At 45.1% G+C, this 18,424-nt stretch carries 20 protein-coding genes and 1 other RNA gene; 9 read left to right on the forward strand and 12 right to left on the reverse strand.

Annotation, left to right across the window (positions count from 1 at the left end; genetic code table 11):
- Positions 1–15: 15 nt before the first annotated feature.
- The 6 genes from lepB to rpoE all read right to left on the reverse strand — a co-directional run bounded on the left by lepB (position 16) and on the right by rpoE (position 5,632).
- Positions 16–915, reverse strand: a complete 900-nt coding sequence (gene lepB, locus N646_RS08075; protein ID WP_005380933.1) for a signal peptidase I — start codon at positions 913–915, stop codon at positions 16–18.
- A 104-nt stretch (positions 916–1,019) separates the two neighbouring features.
- Complete coding sequence (lepA, locus tag N646_RS08080; RefSeq protein ID WP_005384577.1) at positions 1,020–2,813, reverse strand: translation elongation factor 4; 1,794 nt, start codon at positions 2,811–2,813, stop codon at positions 1,020–1,022.
- A 158-nt stretch (positions 2,814–2,971) separates the two neighbouring features.
- Positions 2,972–3,442 carry a SoxR reducing system RseC family protein gene (locus tag N646_RS08085; RefSeq protein WP_017821629.1) on the reverse strand — a complete coding sequence of 157 codons (471 nt, stop codon included), beginning with the start codon at positions 3,440–3,442 and terminating at the stop codon, positions 2,972–2,974.
- Positions 3,443–3,444: 2 nt separating this feature from the next.
- Entirely contained in the window at positions 3,445–4,404 is a 960-nt protein-coding gene (rseB, locus tag N646_RS08090; protein ID WP_005380941.1) for a sigma-E factor regulatory protein RseB, read from the reverse strand.
- On the reverse strand, positions 4,401–5,027 hold the full coding sequence (locus N646_RS08095) for a sigma-E factor negative regulatory protein (RefSeq protein ID WP_005380944.1): 627 nt from the start codon (positions 5,025–5,027) through the stop codon (positions 4,401–4,403). Before N646_RS08095 ends, rseB begins: the two co-directional genes overlap by 4 nt.
- A 26-nt stretch (positions 5,028–5,053) precedes the next feature.
- Positions 5,054–5,632, reverse strand: a complete 579-nt coding sequence (gene rpoE, locus N646_RS08100; protein ID WP_005380946.1) for an RNA polymerase sigma factor RpoE — start codon at positions 5,630–5,632, stop codon at positions 5,054–5,056.
- 554 nt (positions 5,633–6,186) lie between these two features.
- Here rpoE and nadB point away from each other — a divergent pair.
- A complete protein-coding gene (gene nadB, locus N646_RS08105; RefSeq protein WP_017821630.1) occupies positions 6,187–7,800 on the forward strand; it encodes an L-aspartate oxidase in 1,614 nt (537 codons plus the stop codon).
- A 22-nt stretch (positions 7,801–7,822) separates the two neighbouring features.
- Here nadB and N646_RS24960 read toward each other — a convergent pair whose 3' ends face one another.
- The gene (locus N646_RS24960) at positions 7,823–8,284 is read right to left on the reverse strand and encodes a protein YgfX (protein ID WP_226977255.1); all 462 of its coding nucleotides are present in this window, start codon (positions 8,282–8,284) and stop codon (positions 7,823–7,825) included.
- Positions 8,253–8,513 (reverse strand): FAD assembly factor SdhE, encoded by a 261-nt coding sequence (locus tag N646_RS08110; RefSeq protein ID WP_005380951.1) that lies wholly within the window; start codon positions 8,511–8,513, stop codon positions 8,253–8,255. Before N646_RS08110 ends, N646_RS24960 begins: the two co-directional genes overlap by 32 nt.
- A 189-nt stretch (positions 8,514–8,702) precedes the next feature.
- Between N646_RS08110 and ygfZ the strand changes: the two genes are divergently transcribed.
- The 3 genes from ygfZ to N646_RS08125 all read left to right on the forward strand — a co-directional run bounded on the left by ygfZ (position 8,703) and on the right by N646_RS08125 (position 10,982).
- Positions 8,703–9,671, forward strand: a complete 969-nt coding sequence (ygfZ, locus tag N646_RS08115) for a tRNA-modifying protein YgfZ (RefSeq protein WP_017821631.1) — start codon at positions 8,703–8,705, stop codon at positions 9,669–9,671.
- Positions 9,664–10,137 (forward strand): aminoacyl-tRNA deacylase, encoded by a 474-nt coding sequence (locus N646_RS08120; RefSeq protein WP_021707783.1) that lies wholly within the window; start codon positions 9,664–9,666, stop codon positions 10,135–10,137. Before ygfZ ends, N646_RS08120 begins: the two co-directional genes overlap by 8 nt.
- A 638-nt stretch (positions 10,138–10,775) precedes the next feature.
- Positions 10,776–10,982 carry a DUF1107 domain-containing protein gene (locus tag N646_RS08125; RefSeq protein WP_005380970.1) on the forward strand — a complete coding sequence of 69 codons (207 nt, stop codon included), beginning with the start codon at positions 10,776–10,778 and terminating at the stop codon, positions 10,980–10,982.
- Positions 10,983–11,047: 65 nt separating this feature from the next.
- Here the strand turns inward: N646_RS08125 and N646_RS08130 are convergent, their stop codons facing one another.
- The 3 genes from N646_RS08130 to N646_RS08140 are packed head-to-tail and all read right to left on the reverse strand — an operon-like array spanning position 11,048 to position 14,068.
- A complete protein-coding gene (locus tag N646_RS08130; RefSeq protein ID WP_017633554.1) occupies positions 11,048–12,256 on the reverse strand; it encodes an FAD-dependent 2-octaprenylphenol hydroxylase in 1,209 nt (402 codons plus the stop codon).
- Positions 12,257–12,287: 31 nt separating this feature from the next.
- On the reverse strand, positions 12,288–13,466 hold the full coding sequence (ubiH, locus tag N646_RS08135; protein ID WP_017633555.1) for a 2-octaprenyl-6-methoxyphenyl hydroxylase: 1,179 nt from the start codon (positions 13,464–13,466) through the stop codon (positions 12,288–12,290).
- Positions 13,467–13,489: 23 nt separating this feature from the next.
- Positions 13,490–14,068 carry a YecA/YgfB family protein gene (locus N646_RS08140; protein ID WP_005380976.1) on the reverse strand — a complete coding sequence of 193 codons (579 nt, stop codon included), beginning with the start codon at positions 14,066–14,068 and terminating at the stop codon, positions 13,490–13,492.
- Between the two features lie 249 nt (positions 14,069–14,317).
- Between N646_RS08140 and N646_RS08145 the strand changes: the two genes are divergently transcribed.
- The 5 genes from N646_RS08145 to serA all read left to right on the forward strand — a co-directional run bounded on the left by N646_RS08145 (position 14,318) and on the right by serA (position 17,640).
- Entirely contained in the window at positions 14,318–14,626 is a 309-nt protein-coding gene (locus tag N646_RS08145) for a cell division protein ZapA (protein ID WP_005384553.1), read from the forward strand.
- Positions 14,627–14,634: 8 nt separating this feature from the next.
- Positions 14,635–14,819: non-coding RNA, 6S RNA (gene ssrS / locus N646_RS23685), on the forward strand.
- 5 nt (positions 14,820–14,824) lie between these two features.
- A complete protein-coding gene (locus N646_RS08150; protein ID WP_005384552.1) occupies positions 14,825–15,424 on the forward strand; it encodes a 5-formyltetrahydrofolate cyclo-ligase in 600 nt (199 codons plus the stop codon).
- Positions 15,425–15,477: 53 nt separating this feature from the next.
- Entirely contained in the window at positions 15,478–16,134 is a 657-nt protein-coding gene (rpiA, locus tag N646_RS08155; RefSeq protein WP_005380982.1) for a ribose-5-phosphate isomerase RpiA, read from the forward strand.
- A gap of 273 nt (positions 16,135–16,407) precedes the next feature.
- Complete coding sequence (gene serA / locus N646_RS08160) at positions 16,408–17,640, forward strand: phosphoglycerate dehydrogenase (RefSeq protein ID WP_017821632.1); 1,233 nt, start codon at positions 16,408–16,410, stop codon at positions 17,638–17,640.
- A gap of 71 nt (positions 17,641–17,711) precedes the next feature.
- Here the strand turns inward: serA and N646_RS08165 are convergent, their stop codons facing one another.
- Positions 17,712–18,404, reverse strand: coding sequence for an oxidative stress defense protein (locus N646_RS08165; protein WP_005384550.1), 693 nt, complete (start codon positions 18,402–18,404; stop codon positions 17,712–17,714).
- Positions 18,405–18,424: the final 20 nt, after the last annotated feature.

The raw sequence follows: 18,424 nt of genomic DNA on the forward strand, positions 1-18,424 counted from the left end.
TCGATATTTGAATGGTTAGTGAATGCCACCGATGCGGTTAAAACGCACACCAGTTGGAATCCATGAAGGTAGAACACTATCTGCGCCACGATCAAACTCGAAGCTGATCCAGATCGCGACAGCTTTACCGACTAAGTTTGCTTCTGGAACAAAGCCCCAGTAACGGCTGTCAGCACTGTTGTCACGGTTATCACCCATCACAAAATACTGACCTTGTGGTACAACCCACTCTGTCGTGCCGCTGCGTGGGAAATATTGCTCCACGCGGTTACGCACAAGAGGGTTAACCAAAATATTGTGCTCAACGTTACCCAATTTTTCATCCAGTTGGATCATTGGAATACCGTTCGAGCTAAACTGACTTTCTTCAACATTGCTCAGTTTAACTGGCTTACATGCCGATTCGCCTTGGCTTTGCACGCAAAGCTGCTTATCACTTGAATAACGCACGATATCACCAGGTAAACCAACTACACGCTTAATGTAGTCCACACTTGGTTGTGGTGGGTATTTGAATACCACGATATCACCACGCTCAGGCTTACCAGTTTCCACTAGCTGAGTACGCCATACTGGGTCTTTTAGACCGTACGCGTACTTCTCAACTAAAATGAAATCGCCAACCAGCAAGGTAGGCATCATTGAGCCTGATGGGATTTGAAATGGTTCGTAGATAAAAGAACGTAATACTAAAACGAACGCGATCACAGGGAAAATAGAGACGCTATTTTCAACCCACCAAGGCTGACGCTCAACTTTTTGCAAGGTCACTGCATCCAAACCATTAGACGTCTGAGCTTGAATCTCAGCCAGTTTTTCCTGACGCTTTTTCGCGAAAACCAGCTTTTCCAATAGCCAAACCACGCCAGTTACCAAAGTCGCAATAACCAACATCAGTGAGAATGTATTCGCCATTAAATTCCCTTATCTAAAAATACGAAAGTGAAAGAGCCGAAACCCTTTCACTTATTTTAATATCTAACGTCTTAAGACCGACAAGTGTGAGACAAAGTTCAACTTTAGTCTTTACCTACGTGAAGGATGGCTAGGAACGCTTCTTGAGGCAGCTCAACGTTACCGATCTGCTTCATGCGTTTCTTACCTTCTTTCTGTTTCTTCAGAAGTTTCTTCTTACGACTTACGTCACCGCCGTAACATTTCGCAATAACGTTCTTACGCAACTGTTTTACCGTTGAACGAGCGATAATGTGGTTACCAATTGCCGCTTGGATTGCGATATCAAACATTTGGCGAGGGATGAATTCTTTCATCTTCTCTACCAACTGACGACCGCGAGTCTGAGACTGATCTTTGTGTGTAATCATCGCCAATGCATCAACAGTATCACCGTTAAGAAGAACGTCTACACGTACCATGTTCGAAGCTTCAAAACGCTGGAAGTTGTAATCCAAAGATGCGTAACCGCGTGATGTTGATTTCAGACGATCGAAGAAATCCAGTACCACTTCAGCCATTGGAATATCGTAAGTCACAGCGACTTGGTTACCGTGGTAAACCATATCAACTTGACTGCCTCGCTTTTCAACACACAGGGTGATTACATTACCTAGGTACTCTGAAGGCACAAGGATATTACAACGCGCAATCGGTTCACGAATTTCTTCAATATCATTGATCGCTGGTAGTTTTGCTGGGCTATCAACATACAGCAGATCGCCATCCGTCTTCTCAACTTCGTAAACTACCGTTGGTGCTGTGGTGATAAGATCCAAGTCGTATTCACGCTCTAGACGCTCTTGGATGATTTCCATATGTAGCATGCCAAGGAAACCACAACGGAAACCAAAGCCTAGTGCTGCAGAGTTTTCTGGCTCGTAGAATAGCGATGCGTCGTTTAGGCTTAGTTTGCCTAGTGCGTCGCGGAAGTTCTCGTAATCGTCAGAAGATACAGGGAACAGACCTGCGTAAACCTGAGGTTTAACTTTCTTAAAGCCTGGTAGCGGTTTATCACAACCATTCTTCGCTAGAGTCAGCGTATCACCAACAGGGGCACCAAGAATGTCTTTGATACCACAAACAACCCAACCTACTTCACCAGTACGAAGGATATCGGTATCTACTTGTTTTGGCGTAAAGATACCAAGACGATCTACACCCCAAACTTGGCCCGTACTCATCACTTTGATCTTATCGTTCTTCTTCAGTTCGCCGTTTTTAATACGCACTAAAGAAACAACGCCAAGGTAGTTATCAAACCATGAGTCTATGATCAGCGCTTGTAGTGGCGCATCTGGATCACCTTCCGGTGCTGGAATCGCTGACACAATGTTCTCTAGAACGTCATCAACACCGATGCCTGTCTTCGCAGAACAGCGGGTTGCTTCCATTGCATCGATACCAACGATTTCTTCAATTTCTTCCGCTACACGCTCAGGATCGGCTGCTGGTAGGTCAATCTTGTTCAAGATTGGCACAACCTCTAGATCCATTTCGATCGCGGTGTAACAGTTAGCCAGTGTTTGAGCTTCAACACCTTGACCCGCATCCACAACCAATAGCGCACCTTCACAAGCCGCTAGAGAGCGTGATACTTCATATGCAAAGTCAACGTGCCCCGGAGTATCGATGAAGTTCAGCTGATACGTCTCACCGTCTTTAGCGGTGTAGTTTAGCGTCACACTCTGAGATTTGATGGTGATGCCACGCTCACGTTCAAGATCCATAGAATCCAGAACCTGTGCGGCCATTTCACGATCGGTTAACCCGCCACAAACTTGGATTAGACGGTCTGATAGGGTCGACTTACCATGGTCGATGTGGGCGATAATCGAAAAGTTACGAATGTGCTTCATAGATTTAGGGTGACTAACTCTTTACAAATAGGGACAGTAAGAAACGCCATCTACTGACGGCATTTCAATCAAGTTGGCAGATTCTACCGAATTTCGTTAACGGGCGCACGTAATTTAAAGTACATACCCAAATAACCTTTAGTGGAGGGGGACAGCACTTACTGGATTGGCTCTCCAAGTACCCGAACGAGGGTAACTTGGCGCTTGGATTCATCTTCTAACGGACGAGAAACACATTTTGCGATCCACATTCCACCAGCGGCAAACAATACCGATGCCAATATGATGATGCCTTCCCCGCCGGCTGTCAGCGGCGCTAATAGGAAGTGACCAAACATCGCGCCGATAATCAAACCAAACAATGGCAGTAAATAAACCGCCATTGCTGATTTTATTAGGCTTGACTCAGGAAAACCAATCTCGACGACTTGACCTATTTTCACCGATTTATCCGTGCGCAGGTGCCAAGATAAACTCTTGTTACCAATGGCTTTAGTAACAACGCCCGTTCCACAGCTTTTCTGTGAAGAGCAACTACTGCAACTGGTCTGCTGTTCGCAACTTAAATCAATTTCGTATTGCTTGCCGCGACGATGCACGTCTGTCACGGTAGCCAACGCGGTCATCATTGTTATTTACTCTTTGTTACATTAAATGTGACTGATTGGGCGATACGCTGTGCTGTGGTCGGTGGAATGTCTCCTACAACAGAGATTTCATGTTGACCGCTCACAAAACTGTGTAGCGTTCTTCTGCCTTGGCGAACCAACTGCCCTTTTAACGAATGCTCATCCTTGTTTGCTACGTAAACAGAGAAGCTAAACAGACCATCAGAATACAGCTGACTCTCCACCATTTGGTTAGTAACGGCCATTCGATAGCGGTTGAGCTCGTTCGGCTCGAAACCCTCAGGGATCCAACCAACCTGCCAATTACTGGTCCCAATATCGCCTTTTGGCATGGTGAGAACAGCAGGTAATTGAACATCTTGCAGGCCACTCATTAACTCTGCGATTTTTGGGTTTACCGTGTAAGAAATAGTGCGATATTGTTCAAGCATCTCACCATCTCGGTCCACAAGGTCGGCACGTAACGGCAATTTACTCTTTTCATCGATCCATAGTACGTATGAATAGCGCAGACCGTCTTTAGGAACAATACGCAGCACTTGTGTTGCCACACCAGCTTCACGAGCTCTGCCCACTTTTACATAGTCGTAATACAAGTTTAGCTCATCGATATTGGTGTTGAGCATAGGCATAGTCGGAGCGACCATTTTACCTGACTCGATGGTGAACGGTTCTAAACCCGTTTCGATATAACTTACTTCAGTTCCGCGACGAATCACTTCACGCACTGGGCCACTTAAGTAGACAAGATGAGCATATTGATCGTCACCATGCGTGGCATGACGATACAGCAACGGCTCAATGCTGTTCTTTTTGATAAGGATATAAGAGAGTTCGTAACTTAAATTCTTACTCGCCTCGCTCATTTGATGCAATAAAGCCTCCGCTGGCTTATCACCAGCAAAGGCTTGAGAAGACATCATACTGAACAGAGCGCAAGCGCTGATCAGAAATTTTTTCATTCAATATCCGGATTCAGATTTGCATCTTGTTGAGATGCATCACTGTTAATTCGTAACTGCAATTCGTAGTCTCGCAGCATAGCATGAACACGCTTGCGCTGCTCTTGCATATTTGCCTCGCCTACAGAACGTTCTACAGACTCACGAGTCAAACTCACTGGTTCTGCGCTGCCAGCAAACGGAACCGTCTGCAATACAGGTAATTGATCTGTTTGCGGCGACATTGAATCGCTACCACCGTACTGCTGTACACCTAAAATAACAACAAGCGATACACATGCAGCAACAGCAACTTGACCAAACTGCGTCAACCAACCTGGCAACTGACGTTTTGCTTTTTGCGGTTCTGGTTGCGACTCTTTTGGCGTATCCGCAATTGAGATAACATTTGCACTGTGCGAATCAAACGCACGGTGTGCAGGTTCATCTTCTAACGCTAACGCCACGCTTTCAGCAATATTCCACTCAGGTTTTGCTGGCGCTTCGCCTCGCATCACATCACCAATCAGGTGATAGTTCTGCCAAGCATCACGGCTCTCTTGGTCTTGCTCTAACTCTTGAATTAAAGCCTTATCGACCAATTCTCCATCCATGAGAGCTGAAAGTTTTTCTTTGTCAGCCATTATTTTCACCATAGTTATTACTTGTACTAGCGTTGCAAAAGAGGTCTGATTTTCTTTTCCACCGCCTCACGAGCACGGAAGATACGCGATCGTACCGTTCCTACCGGGCAATCCATCACTTCTGCAATTTCTTCATAACTCAAGCCGTCGAGCTCTCGTAATGTCATTGCGGTTTTTAAATCTTCAGGTAAAGCTTCGATTGCACTGAACACCACCCGTTGCAATTCTTTGGACAACGTTAAGTTCTCAGGGTTCGATATTTCTTTAAGTGCACTACCTGTTTCGTAAAATTCAGCATCTTCAGCATCGACATCTGTCGCTGGAGGTCTACGCCCTTGAGCAACAATGTGATTTTTCGCAGTATTCACTGCAATGCGATACAGCCACGTATAAAACGCACTTTCCCCACGAAAGCTAGGGATAGCTCGGTAAGCTTTAATAAACGCTTCTTGTGCTACATCTGGTACATCGCCAGGATTACTAACGTATCTGGAAATAAGATTACATACCTTATTCTGGTACTTTGTTACCAACAGGTTGAATGCTTGCTTATCGCCATTCTGAACTCGCTCAATCAATACTTGATCGGTCAGCTGCTCGTTCATTCGAGCGGATACTCCTATTTGTTATGCCCCTACTCTTCTCAGATATGGGTACTAATTATGCAAAACGTAGTATTGACACCACTGCTTACTTGAGCACTATTGTGACCCTAACGTGAATGAGAAAGTTCCATGGTTTCTCAAGTTTTTTGTCATTGTTTTTTCACAGTGTGATGTCTGTACCCAAATGACCACCGCTGCCTGACTTTAGTCTAAGTTTGACAAGCGAGCATCTTGGAGGGAAATGGGTATAATGAATGATCTCTGTCCCAGATTGTGCTGGGTCGAGCATGGAAAAGCAATGGCATTGACAAACTATTACTTTTCATTTGCATGGCTAATGGCTATCTGAACACCGCGTTACAAATTATAACTTAGGAAGCATGCTTATGCTCTGCATGAAAAAGAAGAGTGGCTCAGTCACCGCCGTAACACGGACGTCGATAGGTCTCCCAACTTAGCCCTTAGCGACAGATGTCGCGATAATGGAATGCACATGGTGTGCAAATAATACACAAGGTAGCCTTGTTACCTTAGCTTGGGATTATAAAAGTTATATGAACACAAATCGTGAACATGAGTGTGATGTATTAGTGGTAGGGAGTGGCGCGGCAGGTTTGTCGTTGGCTTTGCGCGTTGCTAACCACTGTAAGGTGATGGTGCTGAGTAAAGGACCACGCAGCGAAGGGGCGACATACTATGCTCAAGGCGGTATCGCTGCCGTATTTGATGAGTCAGACACCATTGATTCACACGTTGAAGACACGCAAATCGCCGGGGATGGTATTTGCGATGAGGAGACCGTAAGGTTCATTGCTGAGCATTCAAAAGAGTGCGTACAGTGGTTGATTGACGGTGGTGTCCCATTTGATCGTGAAGAAGATGACTCTGACGATGAACCTCGCTACCACTTAACTCGTGAAGGTGGTCATAGCCGTCGTCGTATTCTTCACGCGGCAGATGCGACAGGTATGGCGATGCAAACCTCCCTGCAAGATAACGCTCATAACCATCCAAACATTCATGTTCTCGAACGTCACAATGCTCTGGACTTAATCACCGAAGACAAAATTGGCGGTGATAAAAACAAAGTTATCGGTGCTTATATTTGGAACCGCAACGAAGAGCATGTCGAAACCGTGCGAGCCAAATTTGTGGTTCTCGCTACAGGTGGTGCTTCAAAGGTTTATCAATACACCTCTAACCCAGATGTGTCGTCTGGTGATGGTATTGCGATTGCTTGGCGTGCAGGGTGTCGTGTGGCGAATATGGAATTTAACCAGTTCCATCCGACGTGTTTATATCACCCAGAAGCACGTAACTTCTTGCTGACTGAAGCGTTGCGTGGCGAAGGTGCTTACCTGCGTCGTCCAGATGGCTCTCGCTTTATGCCAGATTTCGATGAACGTAAAGAGCTTGCTCCGCGTGACGTGGTGGCTCGTGCTATCGACTTCGAAATGAAGCGTTTAGGCGCCGACTGTATGTATCTCGACATCAGTCATAAGCCTGCTGACTTTATTACGAAACACTTCCCAACCATTTATTCACGTTTGATGGATTTGGGCATCGACATGACTAAAGCGCCAATCCCAATCGTACCTGCTGCACACTACACTTGTGGCGGTGTCATGGTGGATAGAAATGGCTGCACCGATCTGAAAAATTTGTATGCGATTGGTGAAGTTAGCTACACCGGGCTGCATGGTGCTAACCGCATGGCATCAAACTCACTTCTCGAATGTGTGGTTTATGCTTGGTCTGCGGCAAAAGATATTCTAAAACATCACACTAACGTTGAGCTACCCTCACAGGTGCCATGTTGGGATGAAAGCAAAGTAACCAATAGTGATGAAGAAGTGATCATTCAGCACAACTGGCACGAGCTTCGTCTGTTTATGTGGGACTACATGGGCATTGTGCGAACTGACAAACGTTTAGAGCGCGCCTTACGCCGTATCCAACTGTTGCAACAAGAAACACACGAGTACTACAGCAATTTCCGTGTGTCGAACAACTTATTAGAACTGCGTAACCTTTTACAAGTCGCAGAGTTGATGGTTCGTTGTGCGATGCAGCGTAAAGAGAGTCGAGGTTTGCACTACACGCTTGACTATCCGAACCAACTGGAAAACAGCGGCCCAACGATTTTGGTTCCAGCTAAACAGCTTTAACTTTACCAAGTAAACTATTACATCAGCAGGGAGCATTAGCTCCCTGTTTCATTTCCCATTGGCGTAATACCAAAGATAGTTGACGATACTGCTCATCGTCACAGCTATCACGCCAAATCGTAACACTACGGCCAGATTGCAATTGGAATGTTATCTTGAATGGTGATGCCGATGTATCGACTCGCTGTAAATGACCCTTTTCGGACTCAATATCTTCCGAGCATTCGCCATACTCAAGGGCATCAAACCTAACCGAGCCATCGCAGTGCACATACCAATGCCCATGACTTGTAGGTTGAACAAGGCCTTGGCTTGAGAGAGCCTTAACAATCAGTAATAACAAATAAGTCGATAATACGAGCGGAACACTAGAGAAGATAACAGCCCAAGTCATCAATAAGAAAAGTACAACATTGAAGACTCGGGCAGTCAGAGAGGGAGAAGCAGTAAAATTAACGAACTTTGCTGAGGTTATGGGCGACAATTTTATCAACCATTGCTGCATGACCTAAATTTTCGCTACGGCCATGCCCCATTACCCAAGTAAACAGATCAGGATCATCGCATTCAAGTAAAGAAACAAAGTCACGCTGCTCTTGTTCACTCAGAGTATCAAAGCACTCTTCAAAAAACGGCATAATTACTACGTCAAGCTCAAGCATGCCTCGACGACAAGCCCATTTAATACGCGCTTTTTCTTCCGGAGTGTACATTCACTATTCCTTCATAGATGTCTTGTTGTTAGTGCGGAGTGTAACAAGTGATGTGCTACGTCACTAGTGTGCGGGTCACAATACGATAGTGAAAGCAGACAAATGTTGATTCGTAAATCGCTCCCCTAGTATCTCAAGGTTATTTGGGTATAACATAGCGGAAAAATATCTTCAAAAGGCATTGTAATTATGGAATGGCAAACTCGTTTTTCAGCATTACCTCTCTCAACTCAAGACGCGCTTCCAGAGTTATCTATCTCACTGCTGGATAACTTCGGCATGATCACCATGATCGGTGATGATAAAAAATCATACTTACAAGGTCAGGTTACCTGCGATGTTGTTTCTTTAGAAAAAGACCAATCAACACTGGGCGCACATTGTGATGCGAAAGGCAAAGTGTGGAGCGTGTTCCGCCTTTTCCATCATCATGATGGCTACGGCATGATCCAACCAAAATCGGCGATTGACGTAGAACTTAGTGAAATAAAGAAATACGCCATTTTCTCTAAAGTAACGATTGAAGCTTCTGATGACGTTATCTTAGGTGTCGCTGGCGTCAAAGCCGATGAATTCATTTCAACAATGAGCAAGACAACTGGCAGCGTTCGCGCAGTTGACGGTGGCACAGCAGTGCAAGTTGCACAAGATCGCTGGTTACTGATATTAAGTGCGCCAGAAGCACAGCAAATCGTTGAAACTACCGACGCTGTCTTTACGACAAATGAGCTTTGGAATCGTTTCGATATTGAGGCAGGTTTACCATTTGTCTCTGCATCCGCGCAGAATGCTCACATTCCACAAGCACTCAACGTGCAAGCTTTAGGAGGCATAAGCTTCACAAAGGGCTGCTACACGGGACAAGAAACGGTAGCACGAGCGAAGTATCGCGGTACCAATAAACGTGCGATGTATATCGTAAAAGGTGCAACTTCTGCTCCATTCAGTGACGAACCAATTGAGCTCGAACGCAGCGTAGGTGAAAACTGGCGTTCAGTAGGTGCTTTATTAAATCACTACCAGTTCAGTGACAATCATGCGATTGGCCTGATCGTACTGCCTAATAATCTCGATGAAGACACTCGTCTTCGTTTAGTTGCGCAACCAGAATGTGAATGGACAATCGAATCACTGCCTTACAGTCTTGATGATGAGTAATACAATCAATACTCCTTTGATGCAATTTCTCACAGACCAACACATTCCGTTTCGTCTGTTACCGCATCAAAGACCATCAACCACCATTGAGGATGCCGCGCACCAACGCGGCATTCGCCCTTCTCAAATGGTGAAAGCAATCTTGCTACGAGACATGGGGAATCAATATGCACTCGCCTGTGCACCAGGTGATCGTAGCGTTGATCCCAAAAAAGTGCGCTCGTTACTGAAATGTCGCCGGATGACTTGTGTTGATCAAGCCGATGTTGAGTCCATCACTGGTTACAAAGTTGGTACTGTCACTCCTCTGTTACTCAAACGTCATATGCCAATCGTGTTCGACCCCAGCTTACTAGAAGAACAGGAAGTCACGATCAGCAGTGGCGATCGAATGGCTGGGCTGGCGCTTTCTATTCAAGATCTTATCCAATTGTGCCAGCCGACCGTAGCTGAGATCTGTCGTTAATCGTCTAAAAACAATGTAATGACACGTAGTGTTTCTATCACTGCGTGATCTCGCTCATATCTACAAAAATAGACATGAGAATTTTTAATCACATATAAAACATAAATAGTCACAAAGATAAAACTCGTATATGCTGAATTTGTTGGTTAAGTTTCAAACAAGCACTTAACCAATATAAAGTGAGTCAGCTAGCTGAGTGACAGCATTCATGCAGTTAGTTATCCACTTTTGTGTAATGCATCTGTGACTATTCGCCCGCTGAAGCGGGCTTTTTTTTACGTGGAACTTTTTCTCTTTCATTTCCTCTAATCGTTAGAACGTAAAGTGTGTTACGCGAAGCACGACCTTAATAGAAACAACTAGCAAACAACCGTTTTCGTTCTATTCTTAATTCTGTAACAAAACTATTGCTTAATGCGTCACGTAAAAAGGAGTGTATTGGGTAAGGGTTCCTTTAGAGAGGTTATTTTTGGGGTAATCCTCACGCTATTTAAGAGATGACACTGTCAAATTGTCTAAGACAACACAATTCTCCGACGCAACACCCTACATCTGTATTTAATACTATTGCTGTCACAATAATTTTCGCGTCCAGAACGTAGAATACCTAGGCTAGGTTAGATAAAAGGAAAGTAAATATGAGACTGTTTAAGCGCTATACACCAAGTATGATTGCTAAACATATAAGTCGTCTTTTTAAAGGAAGAATTTATATTTACGGGGTCGGTAGATTCGAGTTTGATAACGGTAAGTTAATACTGCCGGAGAAAGCAGAGCAACGCCATTTCCGAGCGGTCAAAGAGATCAATCAAGAAATAATGAAACTCCGATGCGCATATGCTTAGCAAAATGTTGATAAAACAAAGGCTGGATTAACCAGCCTTTTGTGTATTTGAAGTTCGCTTTGCACTTACTGACGCGCCAGATCCGGCAAGTGTCCCTTTAAACCAAGCGCGCGCTTCATGATCTCATCTTTCGCTCCCGGCAGTTGCCCCGCTAAACTTAAGCCAATGCCACGAACGAGCTTCTTAGCTGGGTTCTCGCCAGAGAACAAATCTCGAAACCCTTGCATAGTAGCGATCATCTTTGCCGCTTCCGCTTTTCGCCAACGCTCGTAGCTTCTTAGGTTGCGTTTACTACCGATATCTTGTCCCTGCTTCCAAAGTGCTAACACCTCTTGAGCAAGACTGGCCGCATCTAATAAACCCAAATTCACACCCTGCCCCGCTAATGGGTGAATGGTATGGGCCGCATCACCAACCAGCGCGACTCGCTCGACGACAAAATCTCGCGCATAGCGCATTTTCAAAGGAAACGCAGCACGCTCTCCCACTACTTCACATAGACCAAGTCGAGCATCAAACTCACTCGTCAACGCTTTATTGAAATCATGTTCACTCATCGCCACTAACTGCTCTGCTCGATTTGGCTCCGTGGACCAAACAATAGAGCACATATTTGGTTGCGACATTGGCAAAAATGCCAACGGTCCGTGAGGAGTAAATATCTGGCGCGCAATGCTGTTGTGTGGCATAGCAGTTTTGACATTCGCGACCAAAGCATGATGACCATAGTCCCAATGCGTTAATGGAATATCCATTTGATGGCGAAGCCACGAATTCGCCCCATCGGCTCCGACCACTAATTTAGCGGTCATGGCTTGGCCATTATCGAGCGTCAGCCAGCTTTCTTGCTCACCGACCGCGAGAGTCGCGCAACGTGCAGGCATAAACATAGTGACGTTATCGAGCTTTTGGACTTGTTCAAGCAGCGCAAGTTGAATCACACGATTCTCAACAATGTGCCCTAAATCAGGTTGTGCCATACTTTGTGCATTAAATTCAATACTGGCAAAGCTATCTTGTTCCCATACTTCCATGCCATGGTAAGGTGAAGCTCGGCGCTGTTCTATGCCCTGCCAAGCACCAAGTTTACGCAAAATCGTCTCACTAGAGCGGCTCAGCGCAGACACACGAACATCGGGCAATTCTTTCAACGAATCATCTGGCACTTTACCTTCAATAACGGCGACACGCAGATCACTGTCTTTGAACGCGGCAGCAAGTGCCAACCCAACCATCCCTCCGCCGATGATGGCGATATCTACACTTTGCATCATTGCTTTTTATTACCTAATTCAGTGCGGCCGTTCATCGTTTTACCAAGCCAAGTGTATGGCGTAGTAGCGGCTGCTTAAAAATAGAAAGGTTATCCATCGCTGCTAAGGCAGTATTTCGGCCAATTCGCATCGCGGGTAAATCATTTGAAAAAACATGCACCAAGGCACTGGTTAGCCAAATAGTTTCGCTTCGATCTGCTTCTCTACGTTGACTAAAGCGCATCAGGCCTTGATAAAGACCCACATCCTCACTTTGGTGCACAATTTCTTCTGCTAGTGAGACTACATCGCGAATACCGAGATTAAAGCCTTGTCCAGCTATCGGGTGCAGCGTTTGCGCCGCATTTCCAACAATCGCAAAGCGATGTGAAATATTTTGCTTTCGATGGCGAAGAAGCAATGGGTAACTTGCACGACGCCCCACTTTTTTCATCGCGCCTAAACGCCAACCAAAATCGTTCTGTAAATGCTGGAGAAATGCTTGATCAGATAACTCAAGAACGGCTTGGGCTTCTTCAGGGTGCAAACACCAAACTAAGGACATTCGATTGTCACTCATTGGCAATAAAGCAACAGGGCCATTTTCAGTAAAACGTTCAAAGGCTCTACCTTGATGAGGTTCTTGAGTCACAATATTGGCAATGACAGCCACTTGTTCAAAATCTTGCTCAGAAAGTTCTAGACCAATTTTCTGACAACAGGTCGAAACAGCACCATCTGCAGCCACCAGCAGTTTTGCTTCAAGTTGCTCACCACTTTTCAACGTCACATGGGTACAGTTTTGCTCGCGCTCGATATCGGTAACGGAGTCAGGACAAAACAGCGTAATTGATTCGCTGCTGTCTAATAATTCTTGATATACACGCCCAACATCGGCTAATTCTACAACATACCCTAGAGCTTCAACCCCAACCTCTTGCTTGGTAATCTCCGTCATCCCAGCATGAGAACGGTCAGAAACGTGGATATGTTCAATGGGTGTGACAAACGGTTCTACTGACGTCCAGAGCTGTAGTTGACGCAACAGATTGACAGTACCGTAAGACAATGCGATTGAGCGAGAGTCAAAACCAGGGTGCATATCTGATTGTGCTTTAAAAGGCTCAACGACGGCAATGCGGAGCTTTCCCTGAGACAAATGGTCAATCGCCAATGCTAACGTTGCACCAGCCATGGCACCACCAGCAATGACTACATCATATTGCTTCATACTAACCTCTGGACGGTCTACGATTAGTGAATAGTAGGTTTTTTGTCGCTGCTTTCAGGACGAACACCAAATTCAGCATGAATCGTTAGTACGCAAGCTTTGATGTGCTCAATCACTTGCTCTAGCAATTGCGCTTGTTCACCAAGATCGTCATCTTCATCGATGCCTAATTTGGCAATCTCTTCTAGGTCAGCCAGTGCTTCTTTAGCGTCATCAGATGCTTTATTAAGCGCAACGCCTGCTAGACCTAACCCAGAAATAAAGTGGTTTACAAAGTCGGACACACTGTCGGCTAATGCGAATAAGCCTTCTTCGCCCGGCTCATCTGGCAATAGTAAAGACAGCTCCATTGATGTGCCAGTAAGCTCATTAACAGTAACGTTGAATATGCTCTGAGCAAAAGTGAGTGCTGTCGAGGGCCACCCCATCCCATCATTGGTGTAGTCAAAAAGAATCGGCTGCCAAGTTTGATCATTGATCGCCAATCCACCACTTAACATGCCAACAAATAAGCCATGTAACTCCGCCGGTGTCACAGCCAGGCTTGCCGATTGCAGTTCAGCAGCAATAGATTGGTATTCAGGAAGGGTGATTTCACTCATAACTTGGCTCATTCTTGCGTAATAATGTATTGGTATATCCTACCATCAAGGTTAGTGGTCTGAAACGGCTATCAAATTCAATTTTGGACAGCATTTGTTCAATTTGCCCAATTCCTGTGTGATCTCGTCATCATTTCTCTTTCTGTGATGGGAAATGCTTGAATCTTAATAGCGGTTTTCCTATAGTTTGCTCCTCGGTAGTTGTATGAAGCAACACCTTAGATAGCGCGAATATAGAGTTTATTCATCATGAGCAATCAAGCGATCGACGTTGAAATATTAGGCAAACTTACACGTGTGAATTGTCCGACAGGACAAGAAGAGTCTCTTGTTGCAGCGGCAAAAGATCTGGATCGCCGATTGAAAGAAATGAGCGAACGTACTAAGGTAACCAATGAAATCCAACTGCTGACCTTTGCTGCATTGAATATTTGCTATGAGTTGCACACCAAGTCATACGAATCCAATGGTCAACAGCAAGAAATTACTGAGCGAATGGAAAAGCTCACCGCGTCTTTAGAGAACGCACTAAGCAAAGTTACGCAAGGACAGCAGTAAATACAAAATTTACCCTGGGGTGTGCGTCAGCAGGATTTAAGTCCCTGAGCCGATAAGCAATACCTAAGGGTTAGTATTTGGTAACTATTGAGCAAGCTCGGCATGCACCGAGAAGCCTACGGTTGTCATTGCTGATCCGCCTTGAACCAGCTGGTTCAAGGGCCACAATCCTCAACGGCACCCTGGGGTATTCTCTCTATGTCAGACCTCTCTCGACAAGACTTCCGCAAACTGATTCGTGAAAAGCGCAACGCTCTGTGCAGTGATACGCAATACCAAGCGGGAATCGACCTTATTACTCAATTTTCCCAACTTCCTGAAATCGATCAGGCGCAACATATTGCCATCTACCTTTCTGCAGACGGTGAGCTTGATACTAAACCGCTCATTGAATGGTTATGGCAACAGGGAAAATCGGTTTATCTGCCCGTCATCCATCCCTTTTCTAAAGGTCAGTTACTGTTTCTTCAGTATATAAGTGATGAACAGCTCGTCTACAACAAGTACGGCATCTTAGAGCCCAAGCTCGATATCAGACACCTCAAACCCGTTCGCCAGCTTGATTTAATCTGCACGCCTTTAGTTGGGTTCGACAGTATCGGACACCGCTTAGGCATGGGCGGAGGGTACTACGATCGTACTCTATCACGTTGGTTTATAACTGGAGAGGGAGCTAAACCTGTTGGTATCGCTCATGACTGCCAACATGTAGAACGCTTACCAATTGAAAGCTGGGATATTCCATTACCTAAGATCGTGACCCCAAGCCAAATATGGCAATGGGAAAGTGACAAGTAAGCCGCTATAATCACGCCCGCAAACGTTAACGAACATCTATTCAGGAGATTGGCATGACTCAAGATGAAATGAAAAAAGCGGCTGGTTGGGCAGCACTAAAATATGTTGAGAAAGGCAGCATTGTCGGTGTTGGTACTGGCTCTACCGTGAATCACTTCATCGATGCACTAGGCACTATCAAAGATGATATTAAAGGTGCAGTGTCTAGCTCTGTCGCTTCAACTGAGCGCCTTAAAGAGCTTGGTATTGAAGTATACGAGTGTAACGATGTAATGAAGCTGGATGTGTATGTTGATGGCGCAGATGAGATCAACCCAGCACGTGAAATGATCAAAGGCGGCGGCGCGGCTCTGACTCGTGAGAAAATTGTCGCAGCAATCTCTGATAAGTTCGTATGTATCGTTGACGGCACTAAAGCAGTTGACGTACTTGGCCAGTTCCCATTGCCTGTTGAAGTAATCCCAATGGCACGCTCTTACGTGGCTCGTGAATTGGTAAAACTAGGTGGTGACCCAGCTTACCGTGAAGGCGTTGTGACTGACAACGGCAACGTGATTCTGGATGTGCACAATATGCAAATTACCAACCCGAAAGAAATGGAAGACAAAATAAACGGCATCGCTGGTGTGGTGACTGTGGGTCTTTTCGCTCATCGTGGTGCAGACGTAGTGATCACCGGCACACCAGAAGGTGCAAAAATTGAAGAATAAATAACAGCCCAAAATGAACCTATCTGGTTCACTTTTCTGTTATTTCATTACATACGGTGCTGCAAGGCACCGTTTTTTATTCCTTTCTATAAGAAAATTATCTCTTATTCCGTAATTTTCTTACCCAAAGCAATTTTTTTTGTTACTTTATTGAACAGAAGACGCACAGGGAAACGTTTGTCTTCCTACAAAACTGTTAATTATCCCCTTTTTAATAGTTTTGTCCAATGTGCGCCACATTAGCCCACCTTTCCATTTTAAGGACGAGAAAAAATGGCCAAAGTTTCACTGGAAAAAGAAAAGATTAAGATCCTCTTGTTAGAGGGACTCCACCCTTCTTCAGTTGAAGTTCTTCAAGCAGCTGGTTATACCAACATTGAATACCATAAAGGTTCCCTTCCGGAAGAAGAACTAATTGAAGCGGTAAAAGACGTGCACTTCATTGGTATCCGCTCCCGTACGAACCTATCCGAAGAGGTAATCAATGCGGCGAACAAGCTGGTTGCAATTGGCTGTTTTTGTATTGGTACTAACCAAGTAAACCTAGATGCAGCAGCAAAACGCGGTATTCCTGTCTTTAATGCACCATTCTCTAACACTCGAAGCGTGGCAGAGCTTGTACTTGGGCAAATCCTTTTACTAGTGCGTGGTATTCCTGAAAAGAATGCACTTGCACATCGCGGTATTTGGAAGAAAAGTGCAGACAACTCTTACGAAGCTCGTGGTAAGTGCCTTGGCATTATCGGATACGGTCACATTGGTACGCAGCTTGGTATTATTGCCGAAAACTTAGGTATGCGCGTTTACTACTACGATATTGAGAACAAACTGTCCCTTGGTAATGCGACGCAAGTACATACCATGAGTGAACTATTGAACAAATGTGATGTGATTTCTTTGCACGTTCCCGAAACACCGGAAACGAAAAACATGATGGGTGAAGCTGAATTTGCTCGAATGAAACCAGGTTCCATCTTTATCAACGCGGCACGTGGCACCGTTGTGGATATTCCTGCACTTTGCCATAGCTTAGAAGCTGGTCACCTTGCCGGCGCTGCAATTGATGTATTCCCAACTGAACCAAAAACAAATGCTGACCCGTTCGAGTCTCCTTTACAAAAATTCGATAACGTCATTCTCACTCCACACGTTGGTGGTTCAACGCAAGAAGCACAAGAGAATATCGGCTTAGAAGTGGCGGGCAAACTGGCTAAGTACTCTGATAACGGCTCGACACTTTCAAGCGTAAACTTCCCTGAAGTGTCATTGCCAGAACACAGTGGAGAGTGCTCTCGTCTGCTTCATATCCACAAGAACCGTCCTGGTATTCTAACTCAGATCAACACCATCTTTGCTGAAGAAGGCATTAACATTGCCGCGCAGTACCTACAAACAGCCGCTGAAATAGGCTACGTAGTGATCGACGTTGAAACTGAACGAGCAGAAGAAGCTCTAACAAAGCTCAAAAACATTGAAGGCACAATCCGTGCTCGTATCCTTCACTAAACAGTGAAACAGAAACGACAAAGGCAGGGGTTATGACTCCCTGCCTTTTGCTTTTTACTGTTTGCTAAGCCTTACTTTAGCTTATAAATGACATCGACTTGATCGCGAATGATCATAGTTGAATCTTGGTAGCTATTCGCTCCTTCTTTACTATCCATCGCCATTGAACGCATTAACACAGGCTGAACGTGCATCTGTCTGTAATTGATCTGCCATACATCGCCCAACTTTTTCTCAAAACCAGTCGCTAATGACCCTGCTTTTTCTCTTGCGTCCTTAATCGCCGCCATTCGTGCCTTTTGCTGATACTCGGCTTGGTTGCTTACCTTAAGTTGAATATTATCAACCTGATTAATTCCCGCTTCTAACGCCATATCTAGGTATTGGTTAAGGTTTTTCAGATCCGTCACCGTGACATCAATACTGCGAGATGCTCGATACCCAACAAGTTCTGCTTTTCCTGATTTAGGGTAGTGGTACTGAGGAGCAAGGTATAAATTCGAGCTAGTAATATTGTCTTTTGACAAGCCGGCATCCGACAAGCTTTTTAGAAACTCTTCAACGGTTTTATCTACGGACAATTTCGCTTGTTCAGCCGTCATTGTCGTATCGACTACTTTTACAGAAAACGTAGCCATATCAGGTGTAGCCGTCACTTCGCCATACCCCGTTGTCGTAACATGAGCAAACTCTGGCGTATTCGCCAAAACTGAAGCACTGGTAAGGCTGAGTGCTGAAGCCAGCAAAAATGAATACAATTTCATTCAATAAATCCATCCATACA

Origin of the sequence: Vibrio alginolyticus NBRC 15630 = ATCC 17749, assembly GCF_000354175.2 — a bacterium.
Lineage (GTDB): Bacteria > Pseudomonadota > Gammaproteobacteria > Enterobacterales > Vibrionaceae > Vibrio > Vibrio alginolyticus.

Bases quoted from the DNA above. Each gene is read 5' to 3' on its own strand.
- lepB (WP_005380933.1), bottom strand. From the start codon at position 915: ATGGCGAATACATTCTCACTGATGTTGGTTATTGCGACTTTGGTAACT.
- lepA (WP_005384577.1), bottom strand. From the start codon at position 2,813: ATGAAGCACATTCGTAACTTTTCGATTATCGCCCACATCGACCATGGT.
- N646_RS08085 (WP_017821629.1), bottom strand. From the start codon at position 3,442: ATGATGACCGCGTTGGCTACCGTGACAGACGTGCATCGTCGCGGCAAG.
- rseB (WP_005380941.1), bottom strand. From the start codon at position 4,404: ATGAAAAAATTTCTGATCAGCGCTTGCGCTCTGTTCAGTATGATGTCT.
- N646_RS08095 (WP_005380944.1), bottom strand. From the start codon at position 5,027: ATGGCTGACAAAGAAAAACTTTCAGCTCTCATGGATGGAGAATTGGTC.
- rpoE (WP_005380946.1), bottom strand. From the start codon at position 5,632: ATGAACGAGCAGCTGACCGATCAAGTATTGATTGAGCGAGTTCAGAAT.
- nadB (WP_017821630.1), top strand. From the start codon at position 6,187: ATGAACACAAATCGTGAACATGAGTGTGATGTATTAGTGGTAGGGAGT.
- N646_RS08110 (WP_005380951.1), bottom strand. From the start codon at position 8,513: ATGTACACTCCGGAAGAAAAAGCGCGTATTAAATGGGCTTGTCGTCGA.
- ygfZ (WP_017821631.1), top strand. From the start codon at position 8,703: ATGGAATGGCAAACTCGTTTTTCAGCATTACCTCTCTCAACTCAAGAC.
- N646_RS08120 (WP_021707783.1), top strand. From the start codon at position 9,664: ATGAGTAATACAATCAATACTCCTTTGATGCAATTTCTCACAGACCAA.
- N646_RS08125 (WP_005380970.1), top strand. From the start codon at position 10,776: ATGAGACTGTTTAAGCGCTATACACCAAGTATGATTGCTAAACATATA.
- N646_RS08130 (WP_017633554.1), bottom strand. From the start codon at position 12,256: ATGATGCAAAGTGTAGATATCGCCATCATCGGCGGAGGGATGGTTGGG.
- ubiH (WP_017633555.1), bottom strand. From the start codon at position 13,466: ATGAAGCAATATGATGTAGTCATTGCTGGTGGTGCCATGGCTGGTGCA.
- N646_RS08140 (WP_005380976.1), bottom strand. From the start codon at position 14,068: ATGAGTGAAATCACCCTTCCTGAATACCAATCTATTGCTGCTGAACTG.
- N646_RS08145 (WP_005384553.1), top strand. From the start codon at position 14,318: ATGAGCAATCAAGCGATCGACGTTGAAATATTAGGCAAACTTACACGT.
- N646_RS08150 (WP_005384552.1), top strand. From the start codon at position 14,825: ATGTCAGACCTCTCTCGACAAGACTTCCGCAAACTGATTCGTGAAAAG.
- rpiA (WP_005380982.1), top strand. From the start codon at position 15,478: ATGACTCAAGATGAAATGAAAAAAGCGGCTGGTTGGGCAGCACTAAAA.
- serA (WP_017821632.1), top strand. From the start codon at position 16,408: ATGGCCAAAGTTTCACTGGAAAAAGAAAAGATTAAGATCCTCTTGTTA.
- N646_RS08165 (WP_005384550.1), bottom strand. From the start codon at position 18,404: ATGAAATTGTATTCATTTTTGCTGGCTTCAGCACTCAGCCTTACCAGT.